This window comes from Gilliamella sp. Gris3-2 (assembly GCF_001690345.1).
In the GTDB taxonomy this organism is placed as follows: domain Bacteria; phylum Pseudomonadota; class Gammaproteobacteria; order Enterobacterales; family Orbaceae; genus Gilliamella; species Gilliamella bombi.
On sequence record NZ_LZHB01000005.1, the window covers coordinates 1 to 23829 of the forward strand.

Genomic DNA, 23829 nt, shown 5'->3' on the forward strand with positions numbered 1-23829 from the left:
ATACCGCTATAATTTAACGGATGAAGGACGTAAATATCTTGGTAAAAAATGGAGTGCAACAAATTTCTGCTTTGGAAAAGTGGTGGTTGAAAAAATTGATGAGGTTGATGATCAAATGCAAGGGATGAGAATGGTGACTTTTTATTACCATATGGAAAACGTGCCAAACTGGATAAAAAATAAGGATATTTATAGCTTGTATCCTGGCTATGGCGGTTTAGAGGAAGCCGTATTGGGGGAGAGCACTATAGGCGTACATTATTACAGTTTTGGGCCTGATGGTGAGCTACGTTTGACGGGCGGCCAGAGTGGCGGATATGTTTTATAAAGGTAAATCATGGGGTTATTAATAGGCAATAATCATGACAAAAAAACTAACCATCATTGCAGTACTCATCAGTAGCGCACTAATTATATTTTTACTAAAAAGTTGTAATAATTACCTTTATAAAGACCGCATACAGGAAGAAAATGATCGTATTAACCCTACCGGCAATAGAGCAGTTTGCCTCGCTGTGGGGGATCTGTATGCAAATATGTACCCCTATACAATTCATTACCTTGAAGGTGAAATAGATCCTAAAGACCCCTATGACAAAATTAAGCAAAATAAAAGACTTAACTTAAAACTCTCCCTTTATGCCAAAGAGGGATTATTTACCGAAGAGCTGGTCGGTCACGATGGCGACAAGCCACTATACCGCTATAATTTAACGGATGAAGGACGTAAATATCTTGGTAAAAAATGGAGTGCAACAAATTTCTGCTTTGGAAAAGTGGTGGTTGAAAAAATTGATGAGGTTGATGATCAAATGCAAGGGATGAGAATGGTGACTTTTTATTACCATATGGAAAACGTGCCAAACTGGATAAAAAATAAGGATATTTATAGCTTGTATCCTGGCTATGGCGGTTTAGAGGAAGCCGTATTGGGGGAGAGCACTATAGGCGTACATTATTACAGTTTTGGGCCTGATGGTGAGCTACGTTTGACGGGCGGCCAGAGTGGCGGATATGTTTTATAAATGTAAATCATGGGGTTATTGCTAACCATTAGATTTTTTTGTAAACAAAATAAGCAGCCGGTTTATTTGTGATTAACCAATTTATATCATTCGATATTAAATATGGTTTATTTAATTAATTTGTAATAAAAAAATTAATATTTTTATAAATTAGATTGAAATACACTAAACAATATAACCTAATAAGGGAAATGAAAAATGAGTAAATTACGCGGAGTCATTCGGTTAGGGGATTTGACAGATCATGGCGGAAAAGTCATTACTGCTTCATCGACAATGACAGTTTTAGGCAAACCCGTTGCTCGAGTGGGGGATTTAGTCAGTTGTCCAATAAAAGGCCATGGAATTAATCCTATTATTGAGGGCGAATCAACTTTTTCCGATCAAGGTAAGCAAGTCGCTTTAGATGGTCATAAAAGCAGTTGTGGTTGTTCTTTAATCTCATCAATATCCGAGGTAGGAAAAAGTTAATGTCTATCGATTTAACATTACTGCCAGCTCCGTTGTCTGATGCTAAAAAAATGAATTTTTGGTTCTGGGGTGTTTTGCTTATCGTGTTTATTTTGCTTGGTTGTATCATTACAGTTACACTCAGTTTTTTTTATGACATATCAGATATCCTCTTTATTTCAGGCCTGTTTGCTTTCCCTGTTGTTTCTTGGCTGTTTATATTTTTATATGGTGTTTATCTCTATGGTAATCGTCTAGCTTATATTGAACAGTGGAATTTATGCATAGAAAAGCGTAAACAAAAATTGATTAATTATGGACAAAGAGGGTTATATGTTTTAGGGTTTTCACTTATTAGTGAACAAGGTGATGCAGGAAATGCCGCCGCTATTGTTAATAATGATTTTCTTATTACAAGTAAATTACACCCTAATAGTGGCATTATTACTCCCCACACGACTTTATCTGTGATTGATGGTATGACATCGGAACGCATTAATGAGCGTTTAAAAGTCATTTTTACCCGTTTTAAAAAAGAATACAAAGCTAAATTTGCAGCCGTGTTAACACAATCAAATTTGCATGTTAGGTTATTTATTGATGCTGAAATTTCAAACGATAAAATAAAGGCATTATGGATGGAAACATTGGGAAAAAGAATTTGTCATCCTGCTAGCTTTGAAATTGAAGAGCCCAGCCATTCATCCACATTTATAGAAACATGGTTAGACAATAGTGCTCATGATGATGAGTTGCTTTTGGTGATTAATACACATCTGTTTTCTGCTCCAATTAAAGACGAAGGTGAGTTTGCGTCAATGCTAGTTCTAGCAGGGGAAAACGTAAATAGAGCGCCATTTTTTCCTACTGCTAATTCGCCATTAATAAAAGTTTATCGCAGTGAACAAAAAACGGAATTCACGCAAACTATTGAACATGCTTTATTGTGGAGTAGTGCCGATGATAACCAGTATGGCGGGGTTTGGTATAGCGGTATTTCGACAGATTTTAAAAATGAAATTATGCACTACTTTAATCAAATTCAGTTTGAAGCAAAAAATTATTTTAATATCGATAATTCAATTGGTTATGCTGGTTATTGTTCGTATTGGTTGGCATTAGTATTAGCCATTGAAAATGTATCTATGAAAAAAGATAAACAATTGATCATGGTAGGTAAAACACCACTTACCGCTTCGGTTGTGTCATATTTGCAAGAAAGTGAAAAGAGAAATAGAAAAAATGAAAAAGTTTAAGATTATATGGATAATATTATTATTAATTATTGCATTGATTGTTATAGCTTGCATTTGGCAAAATAGCTTTTCATTCCTTATTACAAAGAGTGATAAAATCATTGCTGTTTTGGTAGTATTATCTATTGCTTTATTATTATCTCATTTACATGACATTGTTTTTTTATTGTTAAGTAAAGTGGTAAATTCCAATTTTAGGATATTTGATAAAACTAATATTGATATTGACAGTAAAATAAAGAAAAATAATGAAGAAACAGATTCATTTACAGAAATAGTAAAATTTATTCAAACACGTTATGGCTTTTTTTGGCGTTATAAAGTTTGTAAATGTTTAGTTTTGGGTCATCACTCTGACGTTGAGCATTTGTTACCTAATTTGTCACAAGATCAATGGCAATTGTCTGATAATACGCTCATAGTGTACGGTGGCGATATTCAAGATGAGCCAAATACACAATGGTTAGAAACCTTAAAAAAATACTTCTCGCGTATTTTACCATTTTTTAGCAAACCGCTTGATGCAGTTATTTGGGTTGTACCTAAGCATTATCTTGATAATAACCGCCAACAACAATTATTGCTTGAAAAGGCGGTATTAAAGCTACAAGCTCGTAATAAAGTTTTAAAATGGTCTGCACCGCTTTATTTAGTTGCAGGGCAGTCGAGTGAATGGTCACAAACAGGGCGGATAGAACAGAGTGTTGGGGTGCTTTTCACTAAGTTAAAACAAGATGACATGGAATCGGTTGTTGTATCTCTTAATCAATTAGCAAAAGAGTGTAGTCAACGTGGCGTAAGACAGCTTAAAGATAATACTTGTTATTCGTTTTTGCTCAAATTAAGTCAGAATTTAGTTAAGCGCGATATTACGAATATTAGACGTTATTTAACCTCTCTAATTGCTTTTCCTTATTCTCCTCATGTTCGAGGACTATTTTTTGCTCCTCCTCAATCAAAGTCAAATGATGAAAATATGCCTATTTTTGAGCATTCTTTAGCCATAACTCCGACATGGCAATCAATTCGAGATGATGCTAATTCGCAAATGGGGCGACGCATGGGGATCCAATGGGATATTTGGTCTTGTTATGCACTACTTTCACTTATGGGCGTAATATGTATAGCGCTGTGTACTTCGTATTTTCGAAATGCATCGCTTATTGATGATAGTTTTGAACTTGTTAAGCAAGCCGATGATTCCATTAAACAAGATTATACTTCACGGTTGCAAATACAACATCAGTTACAACAGCATTTAGAGCAGTTACTTTATCGTCAACAACATGGTGCACCTTTATTTAATCGGTTTGGCTTAAATCATAATGATGAGGTACTTAAAAGAATGTGGCTTACCTATCGTGCAACAAATTCACGTAATATTGCTACGCCATTTCATAATATCATGACCGATTATTTGAACTTATTAACTGAATTACCACCAGGCGATTCTCGTCGGGAAAAATTAGTCGATTCTGCATATGATGTATTAAAAGCTTATTTAATGATGGGACACCCAGATAAGAGTGATGGGCTTTATTTAAGCCAGTTTGCTACAACTAAATGGCGAGCGCCAGAAGGTGTGAGTGATGGAGATTGGCAACGACTTATGCCTGATTTGGTTCGTTTTTGGGGACAGATGCTTAATTTACATCCTGATTGGGCACAAAGTAATGATACTCGTTTAGTTAAAGACGTTAGACAAATTTTAATTAATAAAATTGGTGTACAAAATGCTGTTAATACACTTTATCAAGAGATGATTCAACGAGCTAGCCAGCATTATGCAAATCAAAATATGAATCAGTTACTGGAAGGGTTAGACAGTCAAGTGCTATTTTCAACGGATACCGAGATTCCTGGCGTTTATACCCGCAAAGCTTGGGATAATACTATTAAAGATGAAATTGCTGAGGTGGCAAAATATCGAAAAGAACAAATTGATTGGGTATTGAGTGATGGAGAAAATGATTTAACTGCTTCAATTTCTCCTGATACGTTAAAAAAACAACTAACCGACCGTTATTTTAGTGAATATAGTGCTGCATGGTTAAACTTTTTAAATACAATTCAGTGGCATTCATCTAATAATGTTTCAGATGTTATTGAGCAACTTACATTACTGGCTGATACTCGCCAGTCTCCTTTAATTGCTTTAATCAACGTGGTTAAGTATCAGTCTGAAGTTGCTTATTCAGGTGATGGTTTATCCGATAATTTAATTCGTTCTGCCCAAGAGTTGATTGGAAATAAATCAAAAACAGGGTTGCCGATAAATAACGAGGCCTCTGGGCCATTAACAGCAACATTTTTACCTGTTACCAGTTTGCTTAATAATAACAATACGAATGGACTTTCTTTGCAGACCTATTTGTTACGCATTACTCAAGTTCGTTTAAAATTACAAAATATAGCCAATAGTGCCGATCCCCAAGCGATGATGCAAGGATTGGCGAAAAGTGTTTTTAAAGGTACTTCGATTGATTTAACCGAAACACGAGATTATGGAAACTTAATTGCCGCTAATTTAGGTGAAGAGTGGTCTGGATTTGGTTATAGCTTATTTAAACGACCGCTAGAACAATCATGGCAAGTGGTGTTAGCGCCAGCGGCCAATAGTTTTAATGAGGTTTGGCAAAATTACATTGTTAGTCAATGGGAAAAATCTTTTGCTGGTCGCTATCCTTTTAAAAATACTGACAACGAAGCATCATTGGCTGAGCTAGCCCGTTTTTTACGTGCCGATACAGGAATTATTGATAGTTTTATCACCAGTGAGCTAAATGGAGTATTGGAAAAGAAAGGTGGAAGTTGGGTTATCAATTCAGTCAATGCTCAAGGTCTTAATTTTTCACCTAAGTTTCTTGATGCGCTAAAATTATTTAATGAATTATCAGCAGAACTGCTCACAACCGGGGATGTCGCTTTATCATTTGATATCATGCCTCGTAGTGGTAGCAAAATTACTCGGACAGAATTGGTGGTTAATAAGCAAAAGCTGGAGTATTTTAATCAGTCTCCTACTTGGAAACGCTTTAATTGGCCAGGCGATGGATACTCACCTTATTCACAGCTAAGCTGGAGTAGTGATACGTCAGGATTGCGGCTTTATAAATACTATAGTGGTGATTGGGCGTGGATCCGTTTACTTGGTTCAGCTTCTGTCAAACCGTTGGATTCAAGCCGTTATGAAATTGTTTGGAAAGCGCCAGATCAACGTAAATTAAGATTTATTTTACGTACTCAGTTAGGGGGTGGTCCGTTAACATTATTGAAGTTACGTAATTTTACTTTACCGAAAACGGTATTTGAATAACAATTAATTAAAATATTGGATTATTATTATGTTTAGCCAATTATTAAGCCGTTTTTTAGGGCAACAAACCCCTAGTCAATCTATGACAAGGGAGTTAAACCAACGTTGGAATGACTGGTTGCAACCCATTACACCAGACAAGCCTACAGGAGAGGATTTAACCTATCACGACACATTCCAAGAAATTAAAGAAGAGATCGCAAAATTGTCTGGGGTTAATTACCCACTGATTATTACTGAAAGTGAAACGATATTAAAACAAAATAGTAAAGATATTCGTGTTGCAACTTATTATTGTTTGGCACGCTTATATGTAGATGGTGCGGATGGCTTTGCTGATGGCGTTGAGCTGTTAGCTGGGTTACTGAATAAATTCGGTTCATCAATTTACCCTTCACGGCATAATATTCGTAAAAATGCGGTAGAATGGCTTGCTAATGCAAAATTTGTTGATCAACTTACTCAATTACGTCCTATACCTGAACTTTGCTTGACGCGTATTATTGTTGCGTTAAATCAAATTGATCATAGTTGCCAAAAACTTTTTGTTAGTGATGATCCTAATCAACCTATTGATTCGCCCGATTTATCAGCATTAGTTCACTTTTTTAATAGTGGTATAAGTCAACCTGCTAAAACGCCCAATGTTGCGCAAGCCACTCCGGTAGCCCCAGAACCTTCTTCGCAATTAGATTCGCCTAAAAATATAACTGGAATGAAGATTGGTTCTCAACGTGATTTGCTCGATCTGGCCCGTAAAATGGCGACTTTTTTGCGTGAAAAGTCTGATGGTTATCTTGCCGCTGGTCGCTTTTTAAGGGTGCTAAGATGGGATACGATTATTGATTTACCTCCTGCTGATCATCGGGGAAAAACACGATTACCAGCCCCAAGAACAGAGCTTAAACAGCATATTAGCCGTTTAATTCTTCAACAACAATGGTCAGAGCTTTTTGAACGTGTTGAAGCTGCTTTTATGGAAAGCGCTAATCATTTTTGGTTAGATTTGCAACGGGCAACGGTAATGTCGTTACAAAAAATGGGACAGCCTTATCAATCATGGGCGGATATTTATTTAACAGATATTGGGTTGATGTTAGAGCGGTTAAATGGTGTTGAGCACCTCTTTTTTGAAAATGGTATGCCATTCGCTGATGATGAAACATTAGATTGGATTGCAAATAATGCGCGTATTCATCATTTAGATGAAGGTGACAGTATGCAACCCATTGCAGTATCTGCTGATGATGATTGGAATGAAATTGAAAAACAAGCTTTAGAACTAGCTCATGCCGAAAGTTTAGAAAAAGCGTTTTATTGGCTACAAAACTTGCCATTGTTACGTTCCCCTAAACAACGCTTTTTATTGCAATATACACAGGCAAGAGTTGCAGAGCAACTTGGCAAGCAAGATATTGCATTAAAGCTATTTATTGGTTTGAATAATCAACAACAATCCTTGACATTATCACAGTGGGAGCAAGAATTGGTGTTTGAGGTTAAGCGATGTTTATTGCGATTAATCAAGCAAAAAACGAAATCTAAAGAGATAATCAAGCCACATTTGTTAGAGTTAGTTGAGTTATTACAACAAGAGCTAATTCATCTAGATCCAGCAAGGGCATTAAGTGTGATGTAATTTTATCAACAATAAAAAATAATCTGACTAAATAATATAAAGAATAAAGAGATAAACGATGGATGATTTAATTTTACGTTATTATGAATCAGAAATGCGTTACTTGCGAGATGCAGGAAAAGAATTTTCGAAAATTCATCCTGATAGAGCAAGTCAACTGAATTTAGATCGCGTTGGTGATCGTGATCCTTATGTGGAGCGATTATTTGAAGGCTTTGCTTTTTTAACTGGGCGGCTACGCCAAAAAATTGATGATGATTTACCTGAACTTACTGAAAGTTTAGTAAGCCTACTTTGGCCACACTATTTGCGGTTAATTCCGTCATTGTCTATTATTGAATTAACGCCAAATTATATGACATTATCTTGCCCAGAAGTGATTCCCAAAGGATTACAAGTACAGACAGAACCACTTGGTCAGGCAGGTACTCAGTGCCCATATCGTACGACACAAGCAGTGACACTACAACCAATAAAAATCAGTCAAGCAAAAATAGGTATCAATTATGATGGTCGAAGCATGATTACTCTTCGTCTCCGTTTTGGTGAGTTAGCTGATCTTAAACTACTTGACTTGTCCCAACTACGATTATATTTAAATGCAGATGGACCGATTGCATCAGCGTTATATTATGCGTTAACACAGCAGGTAGCTTCAATATACTTGCGTTATGCAACCCAACCTGAAAAACGCATAAATTTGCAAGGTAAAATAACCCCAGTCGGTTTTGGTGACGATGAGCGTTTGTGGCTAAAACCTGATAATGCTTTTGCTGGGTATCAACTATTATTAGAGTATTTTGCATTTCGTGAAAAATTTATGTTTGTTGATTTGCATGGGTTAGAGAAACATGCTATTCCGGAACAATGTGATTACATTGATATAGAACTATTGCTTAACCAAACTTGGCCAAGTGATATGCCTTTTGACCATAGCAATATTCGTTTGCATTGTGTACCAGCCATTAATTTATTCGATATGGAAGCTGATCCTATTGTTGTTAACCAATTAGAAAGTGAATATTTACTTCGTCCATTATTGCGTCAAAGTGGACATGTAGAGGTTCATTCTGTTGAGCATGTTGAATCTATCACTCGTAATGGACGTTACCACTATGTCCCTTTTACGAGCTTTAAACATCGAGGTGGTATGTTACGGCATGATGCTCCAGAAAGGTATTATCATACTCGAGTTCGTAAAGGTGCATCGGGTTTACATGATACTTGGTTGATTTTGGGTGGTAAGATTTGGGATAAAGAGGATGAGCTTGAACCAGAAACTTTATCATTACGCATCACTGGTACTAATGGCATGTTACCTCGTAAAGCATTACGCAATGCTCGAATTCATGAGCTGTGTCATTCGCAAAATTTTATCGCAAAAGTGAGAAATTTATGCTCTCCAACGTTACCTTGTTATCCACCAACAGAAGATCGCTTTTATTGGCGGGTGCTATCGCATTTAGCACCTAATTATCTGTCATTAATGAATGCGGAAGTGTTGCGTGGAACACTTGCTTTATATGATTGGACTGATAACGAATTAAATCGCCGCCGTTTAGAGGGAATAGTAGAAGTTTCTCATCGAATGATCAAACGTATTGAAAAAGGGATGTTGCAACGCGGTATAGAAATTGAGGTGACAATTAATAGTTACCAATTTACAGGTGATGGTGATGTGATGCTTTTTGGTGAGTTGTTACACCAATTTTTTGCATTATATGCCGATGTTAACTTATTTACGCAATTAGCGATTATAGTTTTACCAACAGGAAATAAAATTGTATGGAATCACAGCAAAGCATCGAAAGCAGTCCTTTAATGCAGGCTCTTGAAAAGAACCTGCCAAAAATGAATTTTTATCGTTTTTGTCAGTTAATTGAACAAATTTATGCAGATGGTCCTGTGTTGGGTAAACACGAAACCCCAACAGCGGATCCTTTGCGTTTTGCTCCATCTATCGATATGTCTTTTCCGGCAAGTGAATTAAAATATATAGAGAGAGCGCCTTATATTAATCGGCCAACTACAGTTAGAACTCGATTTTTAGGGTTGTATGGTGTTGATGCTGCATTACCACTCGGCTTACTTGATAATATTATTCGCCGTGAAGAAAACTATCAAACCATGACCGACTTTTTAGATATATTTAACCATCGAATAATAACCCAATTTTATCGGATTTGGTTGAAATATCATTATCCAGCAAGCTTTTTAGATGGCGGAAAAGATCCGATATCACTATGTTTACTTGGATTAACGGGATTTGGTATTGAAGGAACGAGTAAACAAATTGGTACACCACTATCTCGTTTTTTAGCATTATTAGGTTTAATTACACAAAAAACACGTACAGCCGAAGGTATAGTTGGGTTAGTGCGAGTGTTAGTCAATGATGCAAAAGTTGTTGTAAGTGAGTTTCATCCTGTTTGGCAATCAATTGATAACCCCGCACAGTTGGGGGGAAAACGGCATGAACAAGCTGCTTTAGATGGTGGTGCTATATTAGGATCTCGCTTTAGAGAATGTAATCAAACCGTCCATATTGCAATTACTCCACAACATGAAAGCCAGATTGCAGATTTACTACCTGGTGGGCAATTATACTATGACTTATTGGCTCTATTACGCGCTTATCTGGGATATCAAGTGGATGCCAAAATGACGCTCTATATTCAGCGCCAATTTTTACCTCGTAGTCAATTGGTATCTAAAAATAGCCGATTAGGGCAAACTGCATCATTTACTAAAAAAACAGTAGATGGTGAACCTCTTCAAGATGAAGTCGCTGTAAATTTAGGTTGCTATTACGGCATTAGTTATGCAGCATAATATAAAGAAAGGAAATAAATATGAAAATAATTAATATATTCATTACTATCTTATTAACTATGTATCTAACAGGATGCGGTATTGCGCAAAGTGTCTCAGAAAAAGCGACTGATTTGAGCAACTCTATTTTTAAATGGGATGTAAGAACTTTGCATCTAGATATTACAGCAAGAGCTGAGTTAAATATGGATGATGAAGGGAGATCCTCGCCAGTTGTGATTCGAATTTATCAATTAAAAGAAGCTGACGTTTTTAATTCTGTTGCTTATCAAGAGTTAGTTGATCAAGATAGCGATGAACTAAAAGATTCATTGATTGAAAGTAAAGAAATAGTATTAAAGCCAGATACCGCTATTTCTATTGATGTTTCATTTGATAAGAAGGCTAAGGCGGTAGGTATTGCTGCGCTTTATAAAGAACCAGACTTAAAAGATAATAGCTGGCGACTAGTATTAAAACGCGGAGACTTAAACATTACTCAACCACGTCAAATAATCGCAAGTCAATACACAATAAAATTGGTGGAAGAAAAATAAATGAGTGCTTCATTATACGACCAACTTTATGGTTATTTTGAATCAGGCATAGCCCTTGAAGATGTAAGTGAAAATGAACAGACAATTATCAGTGTAATGGATAATATTGAACGTATTTTAAATAGCCGAGCAGGTACTGTAAAACACATGCCAGATTATGGATTACCCGATATGTCAACGATCTTTCAAGCTTTACCGTCATCGGCTTATGTTTTAATGAGAGCCATTGAGAAAACACTGCTTCTTTATGAACCAAGACTTGCATCAATTAAGGTTAATATTGCAGAAGAAAGCAGTGATTCAATGGTGCTTGGTTATGAACTTATTTGTCATTTTAAAGAAGGTGGACTAGTTAAGTATGGGACTTATTTTATGCCTGATGGCAAAGCGAGTCTTAAATATATACGCAAAAGTCCACGTTAGATATAGATAATACGTTAACTATATGAATTAAATATATATCTAACAAAATCTTTAGAATTGTTTAAGCTTGATAAAACTATAGCTAATTTTTATTCTGTTATACTTCGGTGTTGAATTCGTTTACAAATACAGTATGAACTTCTGATATTAATAGAATAAAAATTTTTGTAAAAAGTACTTGGAGCATCTATATAATTTATTAGATTTGGTATATTGGCTCCTCCAACAGGACTTGAACCTGTGACATACGGATTAACAGTCCGCCGTTCTACCGACTGAACTATGGAGGAACCGAAATGTAGCGCGCATATTATAGATTTAATGACGCTATGTCAATAGTTAAATTATTTTAAATGTTTTTTTGTGTAAAATTTCCTCCTTTTATTATCATTCAAGTGTTAGGATTGTCTTGAATAAATGGCGCTGTCTAAGTAATTGCTGTGGGTGCGATCCTAGTTCATGTTGTGGAATAATCTGATTTAGATCGCGATAATAATCAACCCAATAAGATAAAATCTCATTTGTCGCTAAATCTTTAAAATTCATTGGATATAATGCGAAATAATCATTACCTTGCTCAGTTTTAAAGGCATAAGTAATTAGTTCACTGCAATAAAACCCATCTGCATTGGGATGAAAGCTGTGATTGTAAGGTGAACCCAAGCATTTCTTTACCCGTCTTAATGCATTTTGAATAACAACTAAATCATGGATTCTACCAATGATATTGTGCTTAGCTGCACAAATAAAATTAGTAAACGATTGTTCAATCACGCCATAGTTTTGCGTTGCTTCAATAACGGTATTATTTCCAATATATAAGCCAACATGATTAATACTTTTGGCTATTTCATCTATCTTTGACAATGCACCTGAAAGGCTTACAGCGCCATTAAAAGCATTATTTTTTTTTAGGCTTTGGAAGATAATATCTCCACATTGGATATTATTGTTTTTTAGCACGATAGCGCCATAGCGAAAACATTACACAAGTTGCAATAATAAATTTAAGCGCATCCACACCAACAAATGGCAGATAACCCACTTTTAAAGCATCAATTAGCGTGATGTGTAAATAGCCCATTAAATAGACAACGCCAAATACAAATAACAATTGATGCGCACAAGCGAATGCAATTAAACCTAAAATAAAGTGACGATCATAACCTCTTTCTGCTGCAAACCCTGCTAAATAGGCACTAAATACATAGCCATATAAGTAACCTGAAGATGGTGATGCTAACGCCATAATTCCACCACTGCCATTGGCAAATAGCGGTAACCCAATTGCACCTAAAATAAGGTATTGGATTATTGCTAATGCACCTAGTTTACGACCTAAAAAAGCACCAATTAACAATACAGCCAATGATTGTAATGTAAATGGAACAGGGTAAGTTGGAATACTAATGTTAGCGGCTAATCCTAAAAGTAATGCTGCACTTGTTGTGGTTAATAATTTACGTTGCCAAGAAGATAAATTTACAAGTGTAGTGATAAATGTTGGATAATACGAAGTCGGTTGAAGTTTCATTATTTTCTACCTTTTATATAAATAGTAGAACTATAATAGCGCAATTATTATTGTTGTAAACTTTTTTGTTTTTAATTTGTTTACATTGGAGTGGGATATAGGATATTTTTATCACACTCTAAAATAAAGAGTGTGATAATTAAAATAATTTGTTACTTAAACTAAGTAAGGATTACTAACTCGTTCATGACCAAAACTAGACATAGGTCCGTGGCCTGGTACAAAAATAAAGTCATCCCCAAGTGGTAATAATTTATTAGTGATTGATGAAATTAAATCGGCATGGTTGCCTCGTGGAAAATCAGTTCTTCCTATACTACTTTTAAATAATACATCGCCGACAAAAGCCAGCTTATCCAAATGGTTAATAAAAACAATATGTCCCGGAGTGTGACCCGGGCAAAAAAGTACATCAAGGCTAATATTACCAACTTGAATCTGCTCACCTTCTTTTAACCAACGATCAGGCAAAAAGCTATCAGTATAAGGAAAACCGAATTGTGTACTTTGTTGTGGTAAACTTGTTAATAGAAATTCATCTTCTTGGCTTGGTCCAATAATCTTCACATCATAATGTTTAGCCAATATAGTTGCAGCACCGACATGATCCAAATGTCCATGGGTTAATAAAATCTGCTTAATATTAACGCCTAGCTTTTCAACCGCTTTTATAAGCAGTTCGGGTTCACCTCCGGGATCAATAAATGCACCTTCCATGGTTTGATCGCACCAAATGATGCTACAATTTTCTTGGAAAGCTGTAACTGGGATGATTTGGTACTGGAACATAGATTTATCTCCTTATTTCTTGCTGATGATTGGTTAGATTTTGTCCGTCTTCTTTTTTTAATTGTGCAAAAATAATGCTTGATAAAACGGTAATCATACCAAGTATAACAAATGTTAACTGAAATGAGTGAATAGTACTTGTTGTGGTGCTAATTAAGCGTAATAAAACAGCACCCAATCCGGTACCAAAACTAATTGCTAATTGTTGATTTACTGCCATTAAGCTATTGCCACTACTTGTATTGTCGTTTTCTAGATTAGCTAAGGTTATGCTATTCATGGCCGTGTATTGCATGGAGTTGATTCCACCGATACAAAATAGCAATAAACTGATAAGAATAAGTGGTGTCGATAAATTTAATACGGACATTAAAATAATCATTATGCCAGCTAAAATTGTATTAGTAACTAGTACGAAACGGTAACCTAAACGTGCTAAAATACGTGGAATAAAGATTCGAGTACAAATTGAAGCAATGGCCATTGGCATCAACATAATGCCGGCAAAAATAGCTGAATAACCAAATCCCACTTGTAATAATAGTGGAATAAGAAAAGGCACTCCTGATATACCTAATCGGCAAATTAAATTTCCGATAATTCCTATTTTGAACGTACGGATTTTAAATAGCGATAGTGGGAATAATGGAGTTTGTTTCTTTTTTGCATATTCACGATAAATAAATAAAAAAAGTAGACTAATTGTCGCAAGTAGTAATGGACAATAATATGTCTGATTTTGGTTTAAAATCTCTACACTCAAAGTGGCGCTAATAAAGCTAATAACAATAAATATAAAGCCTAATAGATCAAAAGGCATGTGTTGGCCTTTTAAGTTAGGCATGTATTTCCAACTAATTATTATACCTAAAATACCAATGGGTAAATTAATAAAAAACACCCAGTGCCAACTTACCATATCAACTAGATATCCTCCCAATACTGGTCCTAAAACGGGACCAATTAATCCAGGAATCGTGGCTGTATTTAACGCAGCTAAAAAATCACTACGCTTAAAAGATTTTATCAATACTAAACGTGATATAGGCACCATCATCGAGCCACCAACACCTTGGATCACTCGTGATATATCTAAAAAAATTAATGAATTAGATAAAGCGCAAAGTAATGAACCCAGTGTGAATAGTGAAACGGCCATGACAAAAATATTTCTAGTGCCAAATTTATCTGATAAAAAACCACTAACAGGAATAAATAATGCAAGGGTCAAAGCATAACTTATCACGGCTGATTGCATATTTAATGGGGACTCATTGAGGTCGTTAGCCATAGTGGGGAGGGCTGTATTTAATATCGAGGTATCAAGTGATTGCATAAAGAATGCAAACGCCGCAATCCACGGTAATATGCGATAGACAAACGGTGATAACTGTAATTCGCTATTCATTTTAATTTGGCCTAAAATTAATTTAAATGCTAGTGGAGCGGTTGGATATAAGCTCAGAAAATTAAGCTCTCTTACTTAGAGTTGATTAAGAAAGAGAGCTGATGAATGCTATTTTACAATATTATTTGTTAATGATTGGATTTTTTCTTATTCTTTACTGGTTTACCTTGCCAATAACCAGCCAGTAATGAACCTGAAATATTGTGCCAAACAGAAAATACTGCAGCAGGTAGAGCTGATAAAGCTGAAAAGTAGGTAGTGCCTAAAGTAGCTGCAAGGGCAGAGTTTTGCATTCCTACTTCAAGTGACATGGTTCTGCAGGTTGATTCATCAAAACCAAATAAACGTCCTCCCCAGTAACCACCAAGCAATCCTAACGCATTATGAATCACAACTGCAAAGATAACAGTGCCCCCCACTTGGCCAATTTGAGTATGGCTACCTGCTACTACAATACAAATAATTAATAAAATACAAATCATTGATAAAATTGGTAAAAATTGCTCACATTTTTTAACAATAGCATTTAAGAAATGGTGAACAATTAATCCTAATATAATCGGTATTAGTACAATCTGTACAATATGTACAAGCATTCCCCAAACAGGGACTTCAACTGTTGTTCCAACTAATAGTAGTGTTATCAGTGGTGTTATAACTACCCCCACAAGTGTCGAAACAGATGAAATTGTAACAGACAATGCAACATCACCTTTGGCAAGATAAATCATCACATTTGATGCTGTTCCGCTAGCTACGCTTCCAACTAACACCATGCCAACCAATAGTTCTGGTCTCATTGTAAACAGTTTTGATAAAATTAGAGCAGTTAACGGCATAACAATATAATGTAACAAAGTACAAATAACCACCGCTTTAGGTTTGGTGACTACACGTTTAAAATCATCAATACTTAATGTAACTCCCATGGTGAACATCACAAACATGAGTAATTGTGATGTATAGGGACGTATAGGTGTAAAAGTATCAGGAGAAAAATAGGCCATAACCGCACACAAAACTGCCCACAAAGGAAATAATCGGGTGAGGGAAGAAATAGATTGAGCAAATAGTTGATTCAATTGTCTAGCCATATAAACCTACTGTCGTTGGTTTACTAAAATAACTTCATAATAATAGTAAATTTATTTTAGTTGCTTGTTAAATTTTTATTCTATTGATTCCACTAAATAGCGTCAAGGTATTTGTTAAAATTGTGTTAAGTATGTGTTCTGGTGATTCAGTGCGTAATTGTGTCAATATTTTAAAAACCTCAGTGATATATTCAGGGCGATTTGCTTGACCTTGACGCCCACTTAATGGCATGTCGGGCGCATCTGTTTCAAGTACTAGGCTGCTAAGTGGTAATTGAGCAATTGTATTGCGAGTTTTATTCGCACGTTCATAACTAATTACGCCACCTACACCAATATAATAACCCAGCTTAACAAATTGCATGGCTTGTTGATAACTACCTGAAAAACCATGTATTACGCCACAACAAGATAAGTTGGCCTTGTGTAATTCACGGTACATAATATCGTGCGCTTTGCGTGAATGTATTAAAACGGGCAAATCAAACTGTTTGGCAATTGTTAATTGCGACCTAAAAAATAATAATTGTTGTTGCCAATCGATACTTAAATCGTAGCGATCGAGCCCGATTTCACCAATGGCAACTAATTTTTTAGGTTTTGTTTTAACAATATTGGTTAATAGTTCTAAATCAGCCATAGTATGTTGATAGATAGGATGCAACCCCAAAGCGGCATAAAGTTCATGGTATTTATTCGTAAGTTGTAAAACAGCATCAAAATAGTTAGCACTAACTGCGGGTATAATTAACCCAACGATATTCGCTTGGCGAATCTTATTTATTGAATCAGCAAGAAAATCACTAAAAGGTGGAAAATCAAAATGACAATGTGTATCAATAAACATAATGCTAATGCCTCTTATTCTGCCGTTGTTTGATGTAATAAAATTGGCAATAAAAATCGCTCAGCAGTAAATATAATTTGTTCAATCAGTGTATCGGTTAACTCAGGATAAAGACGAGTATAATAACTGTCACACTCGGCGGATTGGTTAAATCCGCCTTGCCATGAATTTAAAAGTTGATTGATAGCTCTTTCACTAGCGATAATCTGACCTGTTTTTTTATCATAAGCTGTAATTAACCAACTCCACGAACTTTTTAATGGCATTAATAATGGTTCATTGATCCCCTGCAAATAGCCTTCAACTAAATTAGTTAATATAGTTAAGGACAGATCTGCATTTAAATGTGAAAATCGCCATTCATTATCGTCCCGACCATACATACGACTTTGACTATCAATTTTATCAGGATTTAAAATGCAATAAATCAAATGATCAATCCACAACGAAATACCATCGCGAATCGAAAGCTTTGACGGTCGCCATGTCAATATACCATCATCTTGAATGTGAGTTAACCAACCTTGTAATTGGTAATGTTGATCATTAGATGAAATGGTTAAATTAACTTCTTGCGTTGTCATAACTAAACGTTCTTGGTCAACTTTATTGGCCAAAGGTTGCAGTGATTCAAGTTGATTATCATAAATAATTTCACCAAACGCACCATCTGGTAAGTCACCTGTTAACGCTAATCGTTGATAGAAATCATCTGATTGTTGCGATCTATTGGCAATTAATTCATTTAAAATCTGTAAGTTTAATTGATAGCGCTTTAAGCTATCAAGATTAAAGTTTTCAGCATCTGGTAAGGTATCATCCAGATAATTTATATAAAAATTAAACCGTTTCTGTAAAAATAGCCTAATAGAGTGCTGGTAAAATCGTTTTAATTCATCGAGATTAATATTATCTACACTAATAATTGGTATTTTACTAATAAATAACTGACTTTCACCCTGTTGCAATGCTGCAGGTAACCACTCATCGGCATAGCTTTTGGGTTCTTGTAAAAAATTTTGGGGGTTAAACGGTGTGCGTGTATGGTTTACATGTAAAAAATCTAAGCTATTTGTAGTGCTATTCGTAGTGCCATCTGTATCATTTTTAGCCTTGCCATAATATTGGCCAATATATTCCCAAAACTCATCAACAAGTATAGAAGGATAACGTTCACTATTATCTTTCATATCGCGACCAATATAACTGATATACAACTGTTTTTGCGCAGATAAAATTGCTTCTAAAAAAAGGTAACGATCATCTGTACGACGGCTACGATCCCCTCGTCTTGGATGTTGTGCGATTAAATCAAAATCAAGTGGAAGAGACGTTCTTGGATAATCGCCGTCATTCATACCAAGTAAACAAACAACTTTAAATGGAATAGAACGCATTGGCATCATGGTACAAAAATTTATCTTACCAACTAAAAAACGATGCGCTAAATGATTTTGCTCTAAGCGTGATTGCATAGCATCATGTAGAATAGTGATAGAAATATTATCTGTATAACAAGCCGATAATCCACTATTAATCAGTTCTTGCCATTCTTCTTCGATCATCAATAAAATGGATTCACGTTGAACATTACTTACAAAAAAGTCATTGATTAATTCAAGGCAACAAGGTTGCCAATTAATTAGCGGTTTTTCTTCATTTAAGATAGCAAACCACTTACTTACAACTTTAATAAATTCGGCTAATTGGCCTATTAATTCGGCATCTAAACCTGTTGCACCATCATAAGGTAATATTTGTTGCCAACCGCCTTGTTCACTGTTCATCGTGTAACCGAGTAATAACCGCTCAAGCCCAAATAACCAACTATGTGCACTATCAAGTCCAAAACGAATGCCTGACTCAACAATCCAAGTTCGCAACAAGGTTAATTGAGATTCGTTAATAGCGAATTTTTCGGCAATAGCAGGGATTTCAAGTAAATTAAATAGTTCTTCTGCTGTAAATCGACTATTTGGAAAATTTAAAATGGCAAAAAAGCCTTGAACGATAGGATCGATATTTCGTGCTTTTTGATCTGAAATAGTAAAAGGTAAATAGCGCTTTTCAACAGCATTACCAAAGACGGCTCGAATATAAGGAACATACTTATCAATATCTGATACCATAACTATGCAATCGCGCAACTCCAGCGTAGGATCGGCATCAAAAACCGATAGCAGGTAGTCATACAATACCTCAACTTCACGTTGTTCACTATGGCAGGCATGAAACGAAATCGACTTATCTGTTACGGCAAAAGTTTTATTATCAAAATCGGTTTGATACAGTTCTAAAATATCTTGCTGAATAGCATGTAATAGACAAGAACGATCCTGATCGGCAAACGCTTCAATATCTTGCTTATTATTAAATTCTTGTAACAAAAATAGATTATCACGCCCAAGTTTTCCCCATGAGGTTAACAGAGGATTGGGTATTTTATCGGGTGTATTTAATATATCTGACAACTGTTTTTCAGCAATATCGCCCCAATACCATTTACACGGATTATTAAACATTAAATGGACATCAATATGTTGGCCAAGTGCTGAAAGTAGCGAAAGATAAATAGGAGGAAGAGAAGTAATACCAAATATAAAAATACGGTTAGGTAACGCATCTAAACGTGAACGTTCAAAGTTATTATTTAATAACATTTCAAGCATTTGTTGATAAATATTAGCTCGATGATAAGGTTGGCTAATTGATATTAGTTTTCGCCACAACTCCGCTTGCCACCTTTCATCAGAATGATGCTTCAATTCGGCAACAGTCTGGTTTGCCTCCCATTTTGCTAGCCAATCTGGACGGTAAACTAAATATTGGTCAAATAATCGTGCAATACGCGTTGCAAGCTGATACCGTTTTTTATCTTGCTTATCAATATCAAGATAATGTTTAAGCGCGCTAAACTCAGGTTGTTTAATAACTTGAGGTAACAAATAATACAAACGCCAACTCATTGATTCAACATTGAAGCTATTTTCAATTGGCGCCTCTGGTAACAAGACTTGATAAAGTTGCCAAATAAACTGAGTTGGAAAAAGAAAATCAACATTAGCCACGATACCAAGTTCATCCGCTAACGCAATTTGCAACCATTGTGCCATGCCTTGACTTTGCACCATAACAACATCAGGTATAAATACATCATCTAATGGTTGCCTGCGCATCAATTCACTTAATAATGTTTTGAGTAAATCGACTTGATTTGAATGATAAATGGTAAACATAACAACACTAATTATTAGTAAGATTGGGTTAAGATTATCGCTGATCGTTATTAATAAATCTAGTTGCTATTCTAGTATCAATTTTATAAGTAAGATAGCCATTAACGAGTAATAATGAATGGGGAGGTTATCTTTGATGGTAATTTTTTAAATGGCATAATGACATTTGAAGGAATACGATTCCGAATGAGAACGGGTATTCCTTGGCGAAATTAATCAACTATATTTGGTTAATGGAATACAGTCTATAGACGTTTTAATTTATGGTCTAGAAAAGGCATATTAATATATTATCAAAAAATTATTAAGTATAGCTAATCTCGAATGGGCTTTCCTCGATGATTCTATTATGTGAGCGCATCAACATAGCTCAAAATTCACCAACTCAGCATTAAGAACAGATAGGAAAAAACTATGGAGGAAACTCAACTAAAATCCACCTTTCTGTTAATAGCATGGATTGATATATGTATAAATATCGCCATTTAATTAAAAATACGTTTGACATAATTAAGCAGTATCGTTCAATATCAAAAAGATATGATAAATTAGAAAGCAATTATGCCTGCATGTTATTGCTGGCATTTATACTTATGTGGCTACCAATGTATTATTGATTAATATATGAACACAAAAGATCAACAGACCCTAATAGCGAAATTGCTAAATTAAAGCAATTAGTTTGGAAAATAATTTATGATAAGGCACTTAAATTGAAAATTGGCCAATTACAAACCATCAAAGATTTTAATCTTTCATCGTCTGCCGTGAAATGGAAACAAAATTCCTTATCAAGAAATGGTCATTTTACCAGTTTCTATTTTTAACTCACAATTGCTGACAACGCTTGATAAACAATGGTGAATTAAAATAATGTTAAACTCTTAACTGGTCCAAAACTTTTACGGTATAAATGATTAATACCATGTTCCTTTATTGCAGCTAAATGCGCTTTAGTTGGATAACCTTTGTGTTTAGCAAGTCCATACTGTGGATATAATTTATCAAGCTCAACCATTTCACGATCGCGTGTAACTTTAGCTAAAATAGACGCAGCACTGATTTCTGGCACTAATAAATCGCCTTTAACTACAGCTTGTGTTTGTATACCAAAATCGGGGCAACGATTGCCGTCAACTAATACAAAATCGGGGTTAATAGGTAATTTAGATACAGCTCGCTGCATAGCAAGCATGGAAGCATGTAATATATTTAATTTATCAATTTCGTCCACAGATGCTCTTGCAACACTCCAAGCTAAAGCATCTTGTTTGATAATATCAAATAGATGTTCTCGTTTTTTTTTGGTTAGTTTTTTAGAATCAGTTAAGCCTTTAATGGGCTTGTTAGGATCTAAAATAACTGCAGCCGTAACAACATCGCCACAAAGTGGACCTCGTCCAACTTCGTCGACACCAGCAATTAATGTAGCATCGGGGTAAGTAAATTCTAACAACAAGGTAAATCCTCTAACATTATCATTAGGATATCATTTATTTAAAACATCCAATACAGCTTGTGCAGCTTGTTCATCAGCATTACAACGGATTTGTTTATGCAAAGATAGAAAGGTGTCTTTCAATACTGAATTATCCCCTTCTAAAAAAGGGATAATACAGTTGGCGATATTTTCTGGTGTGCAATCTTGTTGCAACAATTCAGGTACAATCTCTTTACCGGCTAAAATATTAGGTAAAGACACATAAGGCGTTTTAATTAATTTTTTAGCTAACCAAAAAGTGAATGCTTTCATTTTGTACCCAACTACCATTGGACACTTAGCTAACATACATTCTAATGCCACAGTCCCCGATGCTAAGATTGCTGCATTACTTGCAATCATCGCTTCACGGGCTTGACCATGTAGTAACTGTATTTTAAGTTCTGGTGCAACTTGAGCTTTGATTTGTTCAAATTCTTTTTGTCTTTTAGCATTAACTAAAGGCACTAGAATATGTATATTAGGATAACGCTTTCGCAATAGCTTTGCTGCTTTTAAAAAAGGTGCTGATAATAATGTCACTTCAGCATGACGGCTACCTGGTAATAATGATAAACAAAGGCTATTTAAGGGAACACCTAATTGTTGACGCATAGTTGTTTGATCTGGATTTAAAGGAATATCATCCGCCATCTTATGCCCAATAAAGCGACAAGGAACATCAAACTTATCATAAAAGACTTTTTCAAAAGGTAAAAAGGCTAAAATAAGATTAGTATTACGCTTAATTTTGAAAACGCGTTTTTGCTTCCAAGCCCAAACAGATGGACTAACATAATGAATCGTTTTAATGCCAGCTTGCTTTAATTTTCCTTCTAGGGAAAGATTAAAATCGGGAGCATCAACACCAATAAATATATCGGGTTTGAGTTTAACTAGGCGTTTAGTGATATCTCGGCGAATAGATAAAATACGGCGTAATCGACCCAATACTTCAACAATTCCCATGACCGATAATTCATCCATTTCGTACCAAGCTTTACAGCCTTCGGCTTGCATTTTCGGACCCGCTATACCTACAAATTCAATATTAGAATGGTAATTTTTTAGCGCACGAATCAATCCTGCGCCAAGAATATCGCCCGAGGCTTCTCCTGCGACTAATGCAATGACTACTGTTTCATTAGCCATTAACGGATGATGCCACGCGTTGAACGGGCAAAAAAGTCAATAAACAATTGGATTTCAGAGTGTTGCTTGGCAATGGTTTCAATTTCAACTTTTGCCTCTTCAAACGATAAGCCATTTCGATAAAGGATTTTATAACTATTGCGAATCGCCTGCAAAGCATCTTTGCTAAACCCTCTACGTTTTAAGCCTTCATAATTTACGCCATGAGGTGTTGCATGATTACCTTGGGCAATAACATAAGGTGGAACATCCTGAGCAACACCTGAACAACCACCAACCATAACATGTGATCCGATCACACAAAATTGATGAACGGCTGTCATTCCGCCAATAATTACATAATCATCTAATTGAACATGCCCACCTAAAGTGGCATTATTTGCTAAAATACAATGATCACCAATATGACAATCGTGAGCAACATGTGCATTAATCATCAATAAATTATCACTACCAATTCGCGTTAATTCACCACCTTGAATAGTGCCACGGTGAATAGTTACGCTTTCACGAATCATATTACGATCGCCAATTTCAGTGCGTGTTGGCTCTCCACGATATTTTAAATCTTGGTTTACCTCACCAATCGAAACAAATTGATAGATTTGGTTATCTTTACCAATTTTTGTGTGACCATTGATAACAACGTGTGATTTTAAAAAAGTACCGTCACCAATTTCAACATTCTCACCAATAAAGCAAAACGGACCAATTCTGACGTTATCGCCAATTTTTGCTCCCTTTTCAATCACTGAGCTTGGATGTATCTCCATTGCCATAATTATTCCTTAATACTGTTTTTGGGGGAAATG

Annotated in this window: 19 protein-coding genes, 1 tRNA gene and 2 pseudogenes; 11 read left to right on the plus strand and 11 right to left on the minus strand. The window is 35.5% G+C overall.

From position 1 onward, the window contains the following. From A9G32_RS12915 to tssE, 10 genes and pseudogenes are all read left to right on the plus strand, one after another. Positions 1-328, plus strand: a pseudogene (locus tag A9G32_RS12915) (hypothetical protein); the annotation flags it as partial. Positions 329-362: 34 nt separating this feature from the next. Next, complete coding sequence (locus A9G32_RS01020) at positions 363-1025, plus strand: hypothetical protein (RefSeq protein ID WP_065640628.1); 663 nt, start codon at positions 363-365, stop codon at positions 1023-1025. A gap of 198 nt (positions 1026-1223) precedes the next feature. Next, on the plus strand, positions 1224-1496 hold the full coding sequence (locus A9G32_RS01025; RefSeq protein ID WP_065590731.1) for a PAAR domain-containing protein: 273 nt from the start codon (positions 1224-1226) through the stop codon (positions 1494-1496). Beyond that, positions 1496-2731, plus strand: coding sequence for a hypothetical protein (locus A9G32_RS01030; protein WP_065590732.1), 1236 nt, complete (start codon positions 1496-1498; stop codon positions 2729-2731). The genes A9G32_RS01025 and A9G32_RS01030 overlap by 1 nt, the downstream gene beginning before the upstream one ends. Further along, a complete protein-coding gene (locus A9G32_RS01035; protein WP_065590733.1) occupies positions 2718-6047 on the plus strand; it encodes an ImcF-related family protein in 3330 nt (1109 codons plus the stop codon). Before A9G32_RS01030 ends, A9G32_RS01035 begins: the two co-directional genes overlap by 14 nt. A 28-nt stretch (positions 6048-6075) precedes the next feature. After that, on the plus strand, positions 6076-7686 hold the full coding sequence (gene tssA, locus A9G32_RS01040) for a type VI secretion system protein TssA (protein ID WP_065590734.1): 1611 nt from the start codon (positions 6076-6078) through the stop codon (positions 7684-7686). Between the two features lie 58 nt (positions 7687-7744). Continuing rightward, positions 7745-9508 carry a type VI secretion system baseplate subunit TssF gene (gene tssF, locus A9G32_RS01045; RefSeq protein WP_065590735.1) on the plus strand — a complete coding sequence of 588 codons (1764 nt, stop codon included), beginning with the start codon at positions 7745-7747 and terminating at the stop codon, positions 9506-9508. Continuing rightward, positions 9472-10518, plus strand: a complete 1047-nt coding sequence (gene tssG, locus A9G32_RS01050; protein ID WP_065590736.1) for a type VI secretion system baseplate subunit TssG — start codon at positions 9472-9474, stop codon at positions 10516-10518. Before tssF ends, tssG begins: the two co-directional genes overlap by 37 nt. 20 nt (positions 10519-10538) lie before the next feature. Next, positions 10539-11054 (plus strand): type VI secretion system lipoprotein TssJ, encoded by a 516-nt coding sequence (gene tssJ / locus A9G32_RS01055; RefSeq protein ID WP_065590737.1) that lies wholly within the window; start codon positions 10539-10541, stop codon positions 11052-11054. After that, positions 11055-11477: a type VI secretion system baseplate subunit TssE gene (tssE, locus tag A9G32_RS01060; RefSeq protein ID WP_065590738.1), complete on the plus strand. Its 423-nt coding sequence runs from the start codon at positions 11055-11057 to the stop codon at positions 11475-11477. It begins immediately after the preceding gene. 214 nt (positions 11478-11691) lie between these two features. Here tssE and A9G32_RS01065 read toward each other — a convergent pair. From A9G32_RS01065 to recC, 8 genes are all read right to left on the minus strand, one after another. After that, positions 11692-11767: transfer RNA gene (locus tag A9G32_RS01065), tRNA-Asn, on the minus strand. 97 nt (positions 11768-11864) lie between these two features. Beyond that, on the minus strand, positions 11865-12440 hold the full coding sequence (locus A9G32_RS01070; RefSeq protein ID WP_065590739.1) for a YiiX/YebB-like N1pC/P60 family cysteine hydrolase: 576 nt from the start codon (positions 12438-12440) through the stop codon (positions 11865-11867). Next, complete coding sequence (locus tag A9G32_RS01075) at positions 12424-13011, minus strand: biotin transporter BioY (RefSeq protein WP_051634174.1); 588 nt, start codon at positions 13009-13011, stop codon at positions 12424-12426. The genes A9G32_RS01070 and A9G32_RS01075 overlap by 17 nt, the downstream gene beginning before the upstream one ends. A gap of 156 nt (positions 13012-13167) precedes the next feature. Beyond that, the gene (locus A9G32_RS01080) at positions 13168-13800 is read right to left on the minus strand and encodes an MBL fold metallo-hydrolase (RefSeq protein WP_065561679.1); all 633 of its coding nucleotides are present in this window, start codon (positions 13798-13800) and stop codon (positions 13168-13170) included. A gap of 4 nt (positions 13801-13804) precedes the next feature. Further along, entirely contained in the window at positions 13805-15208 is a 1404-nt protein-coding gene (locus tag A9G32_RS01085; RefSeq protein WP_065590740.1) for a DHA2 family efflux MFS transporter permease subunit, read from the minus strand. Positions 15209-15336: 128 nt separating this feature from the next. Further along, positions 15337-16302: a ketopantoate/pantoate/pantothenate transporter PanS gene (panS, locus tag A9G32_RS01090; protein WP_065590741.1), complete on the minus strand. Its 966-nt coding sequence runs from the start codon at positions 16300-16302 to the stop codon at positions 15337-15339. A 67-nt stretch (positions 16303-16369) separates the two neighbouring features. Next, a complete protein-coding gene (locus A9G32_RS01095; protein WP_034910812.1) occupies positions 16370-17149 on the minus strand; it encodes a TatD family hydrolase in 780 nt (259 codons plus the stop codon). A gap of 14 nt (positions 17150-17163) precedes the next feature. Beyond that, a complete protein-coding gene (recC, locus tag A9G32_RS01100; protein ID WP_065590742.1) occupies positions 17164-20385 on the minus strand; it encodes an exodeoxyribonuclease V subunit gamma in 3222 nt (1073 codons plus the stop codon). Between the two features lie 159 nt (positions 20386-20544). On the opposite strand from recC, the pseudogene A9G32_RS13505 reads away from it, so the two are divergent. Then, positions 20545-21002: pseudogene (locus A9G32_RS13505) on the plus strand (transposase); the annotation flags it as partial. A gap of 248 nt (positions 21003-21250) precedes the next feature. On the opposite strand, the gene rnhB reads toward A9G32_RS13505, so the two are convergent. The 3 genes from rnhB to lpxA are packed head-to-tail and all read right to left on the minus strand — an operon-like array spanning position 21251 to position 23796. Next, on the minus strand, positions 21251-21841 hold the full coding sequence (gene rnhB / locus A9G32_RS01105; protein WP_065590743.1) for a ribonuclease HII: 591 nt from the start codon (positions 21839-21841) through the stop codon (positions 21251-21253). A gap of 33 nt (positions 21842-21874) precedes the next feature. Continuing rightward, a complete protein-coding gene (lpxB, locus tag A9G32_RS01110) occupies positions 21875-23017 on the minus strand; it encodes a lipid-A-disaccharide synthase (RefSeq protein ID WP_065590744.1) in 1143 nt (380 codons plus the stop codon). Further along, positions 23017-23796, minus strand: coding sequence for an acyl-ACP--UDP-N-acetylglucosamine O-acyltransferase (gene lpxA, locus A9G32_RS01115; protein ID WP_065590745.1), 780 nt, complete (start codon positions 23794-23796; stop codon positions 23017-23019). The genes lpxB and lpxA overlap by 1 nt, the downstream gene beginning before the upstream one ends. Positions 23797-23829: the final 33 nt, after the last annotated feature.

Excerpts from the sequence above, each read along its gene's own strand:
- A9G32_RS01020 (WP_065640628.1), top strand. The coding sequence starts at position 363 with ATGACAAAAAAACTAACCATCATTGCAGTACTCATCAGTAGCGCACTA.
- A9G32_RS01025 (WP_065590731.1), top strand. The coding sequence starts at position 1,224 with ATGAGTAAATTACGCGGAGTCATTCGGTTAGGGGATTTGACAGATCAT.
- A9G32_RS01030 (WP_065590732.1), top strand. The coding sequence starts at position 1,496 with ATGTCTATCGATTTAACATTACTGCCAGCTCCGTTGTCTGATGCTAAA.
- A9G32_RS01035 (WP_065590733.1), top strand. The coding sequence starts at position 2,718 with ATGAAAAAGTTTAAGATTATATGGATAATATTATTATTAATTATTGCA.
- tssA (WP_065590734.1), top strand. The coding sequence starts at position 6,076 with ATGTTTAGCCAATTATTAAGCCGTTTTTTAGGGCAACAAACCCCTAGT.
- tssF (WP_065590735.1), top strand. The coding sequence starts at position 7,745 with ATGGATGATTTAATTTTACGTTATTATGAATCAGAAATGCGTTACTTG.
- tssG (WP_065590736.1), top strand. The coding sequence starts at position 9,472 with ATGGAATCACAGCAAAGCATCGAAAGCAGTCCTTTAATGCAGGCTCTT.
- tssJ (WP_065590737.1), top strand. The coding sequence starts at position 10,539 with ATGAAAATAATTAATATATTCATTACTATCTTATTAACTATGTATCTA.
- tssE (WP_065590738.1), top strand. The coding sequence starts at position 11,055 with ATGAGTGCTTCATTATACGACCAACTTTATGGTTATTTTGAATCAGGC.
- A9G32_RS01075 (WP_051634174.1), bottom strand. The coding sequence starts at position 13,011 with ATGAAACTTCAACCGACTTCGTATTATCCAACATTTATCACTACACTT.
- A9G32_RS01080 (WP_065561679.1), bottom strand. The coding sequence starts at position 13,800 with ATGTTCCAGTACCAAATCATCCCAGTTACAGCTTTCCAAGAAAATTGT.
- A9G32_RS01085 (WP_065590740.1), bottom strand. The coding sequence starts at position 15,208 with ATGAATAGCGAATTACAGTTATCACCGTTTGTCTATCGCATATTACCG.
- panS (WP_065590741.1), bottom strand. The coding sequence starts at position 16,302 with ATGGCTAGACAATTGAATCAACTATTTGCTCAATCTATTTCTTCCCTC.
- A9G32_RS01095 (WP_034910812.1), bottom strand. The coding sequence starts at position 17,149 with ATGTTTATTGATACACATTGTCATTTTGATTTTCCACCTTTTAGTGAT.
- recC (WP_065590742.1), bottom strand. The coding sequence starts at position 20,385 with ATGTTTACCATTTATCATTCAAATCAAGTCGATTTACTCAAAACATTA.
- lpxB (WP_065590744.1), bottom strand. The coding sequence starts at position 23,017 with ATGGCTAATGAAACAGTAGTCATTGCATTAGTCGCAGGAGAAGCCTCG.
- lpxA (WP_065590745.1), bottom strand. The coding sequence starts at position 23,796 with ATGGCAATGGAGATACATCCAAGCTCAGTGATTGAAAAGGGAGCAAAA.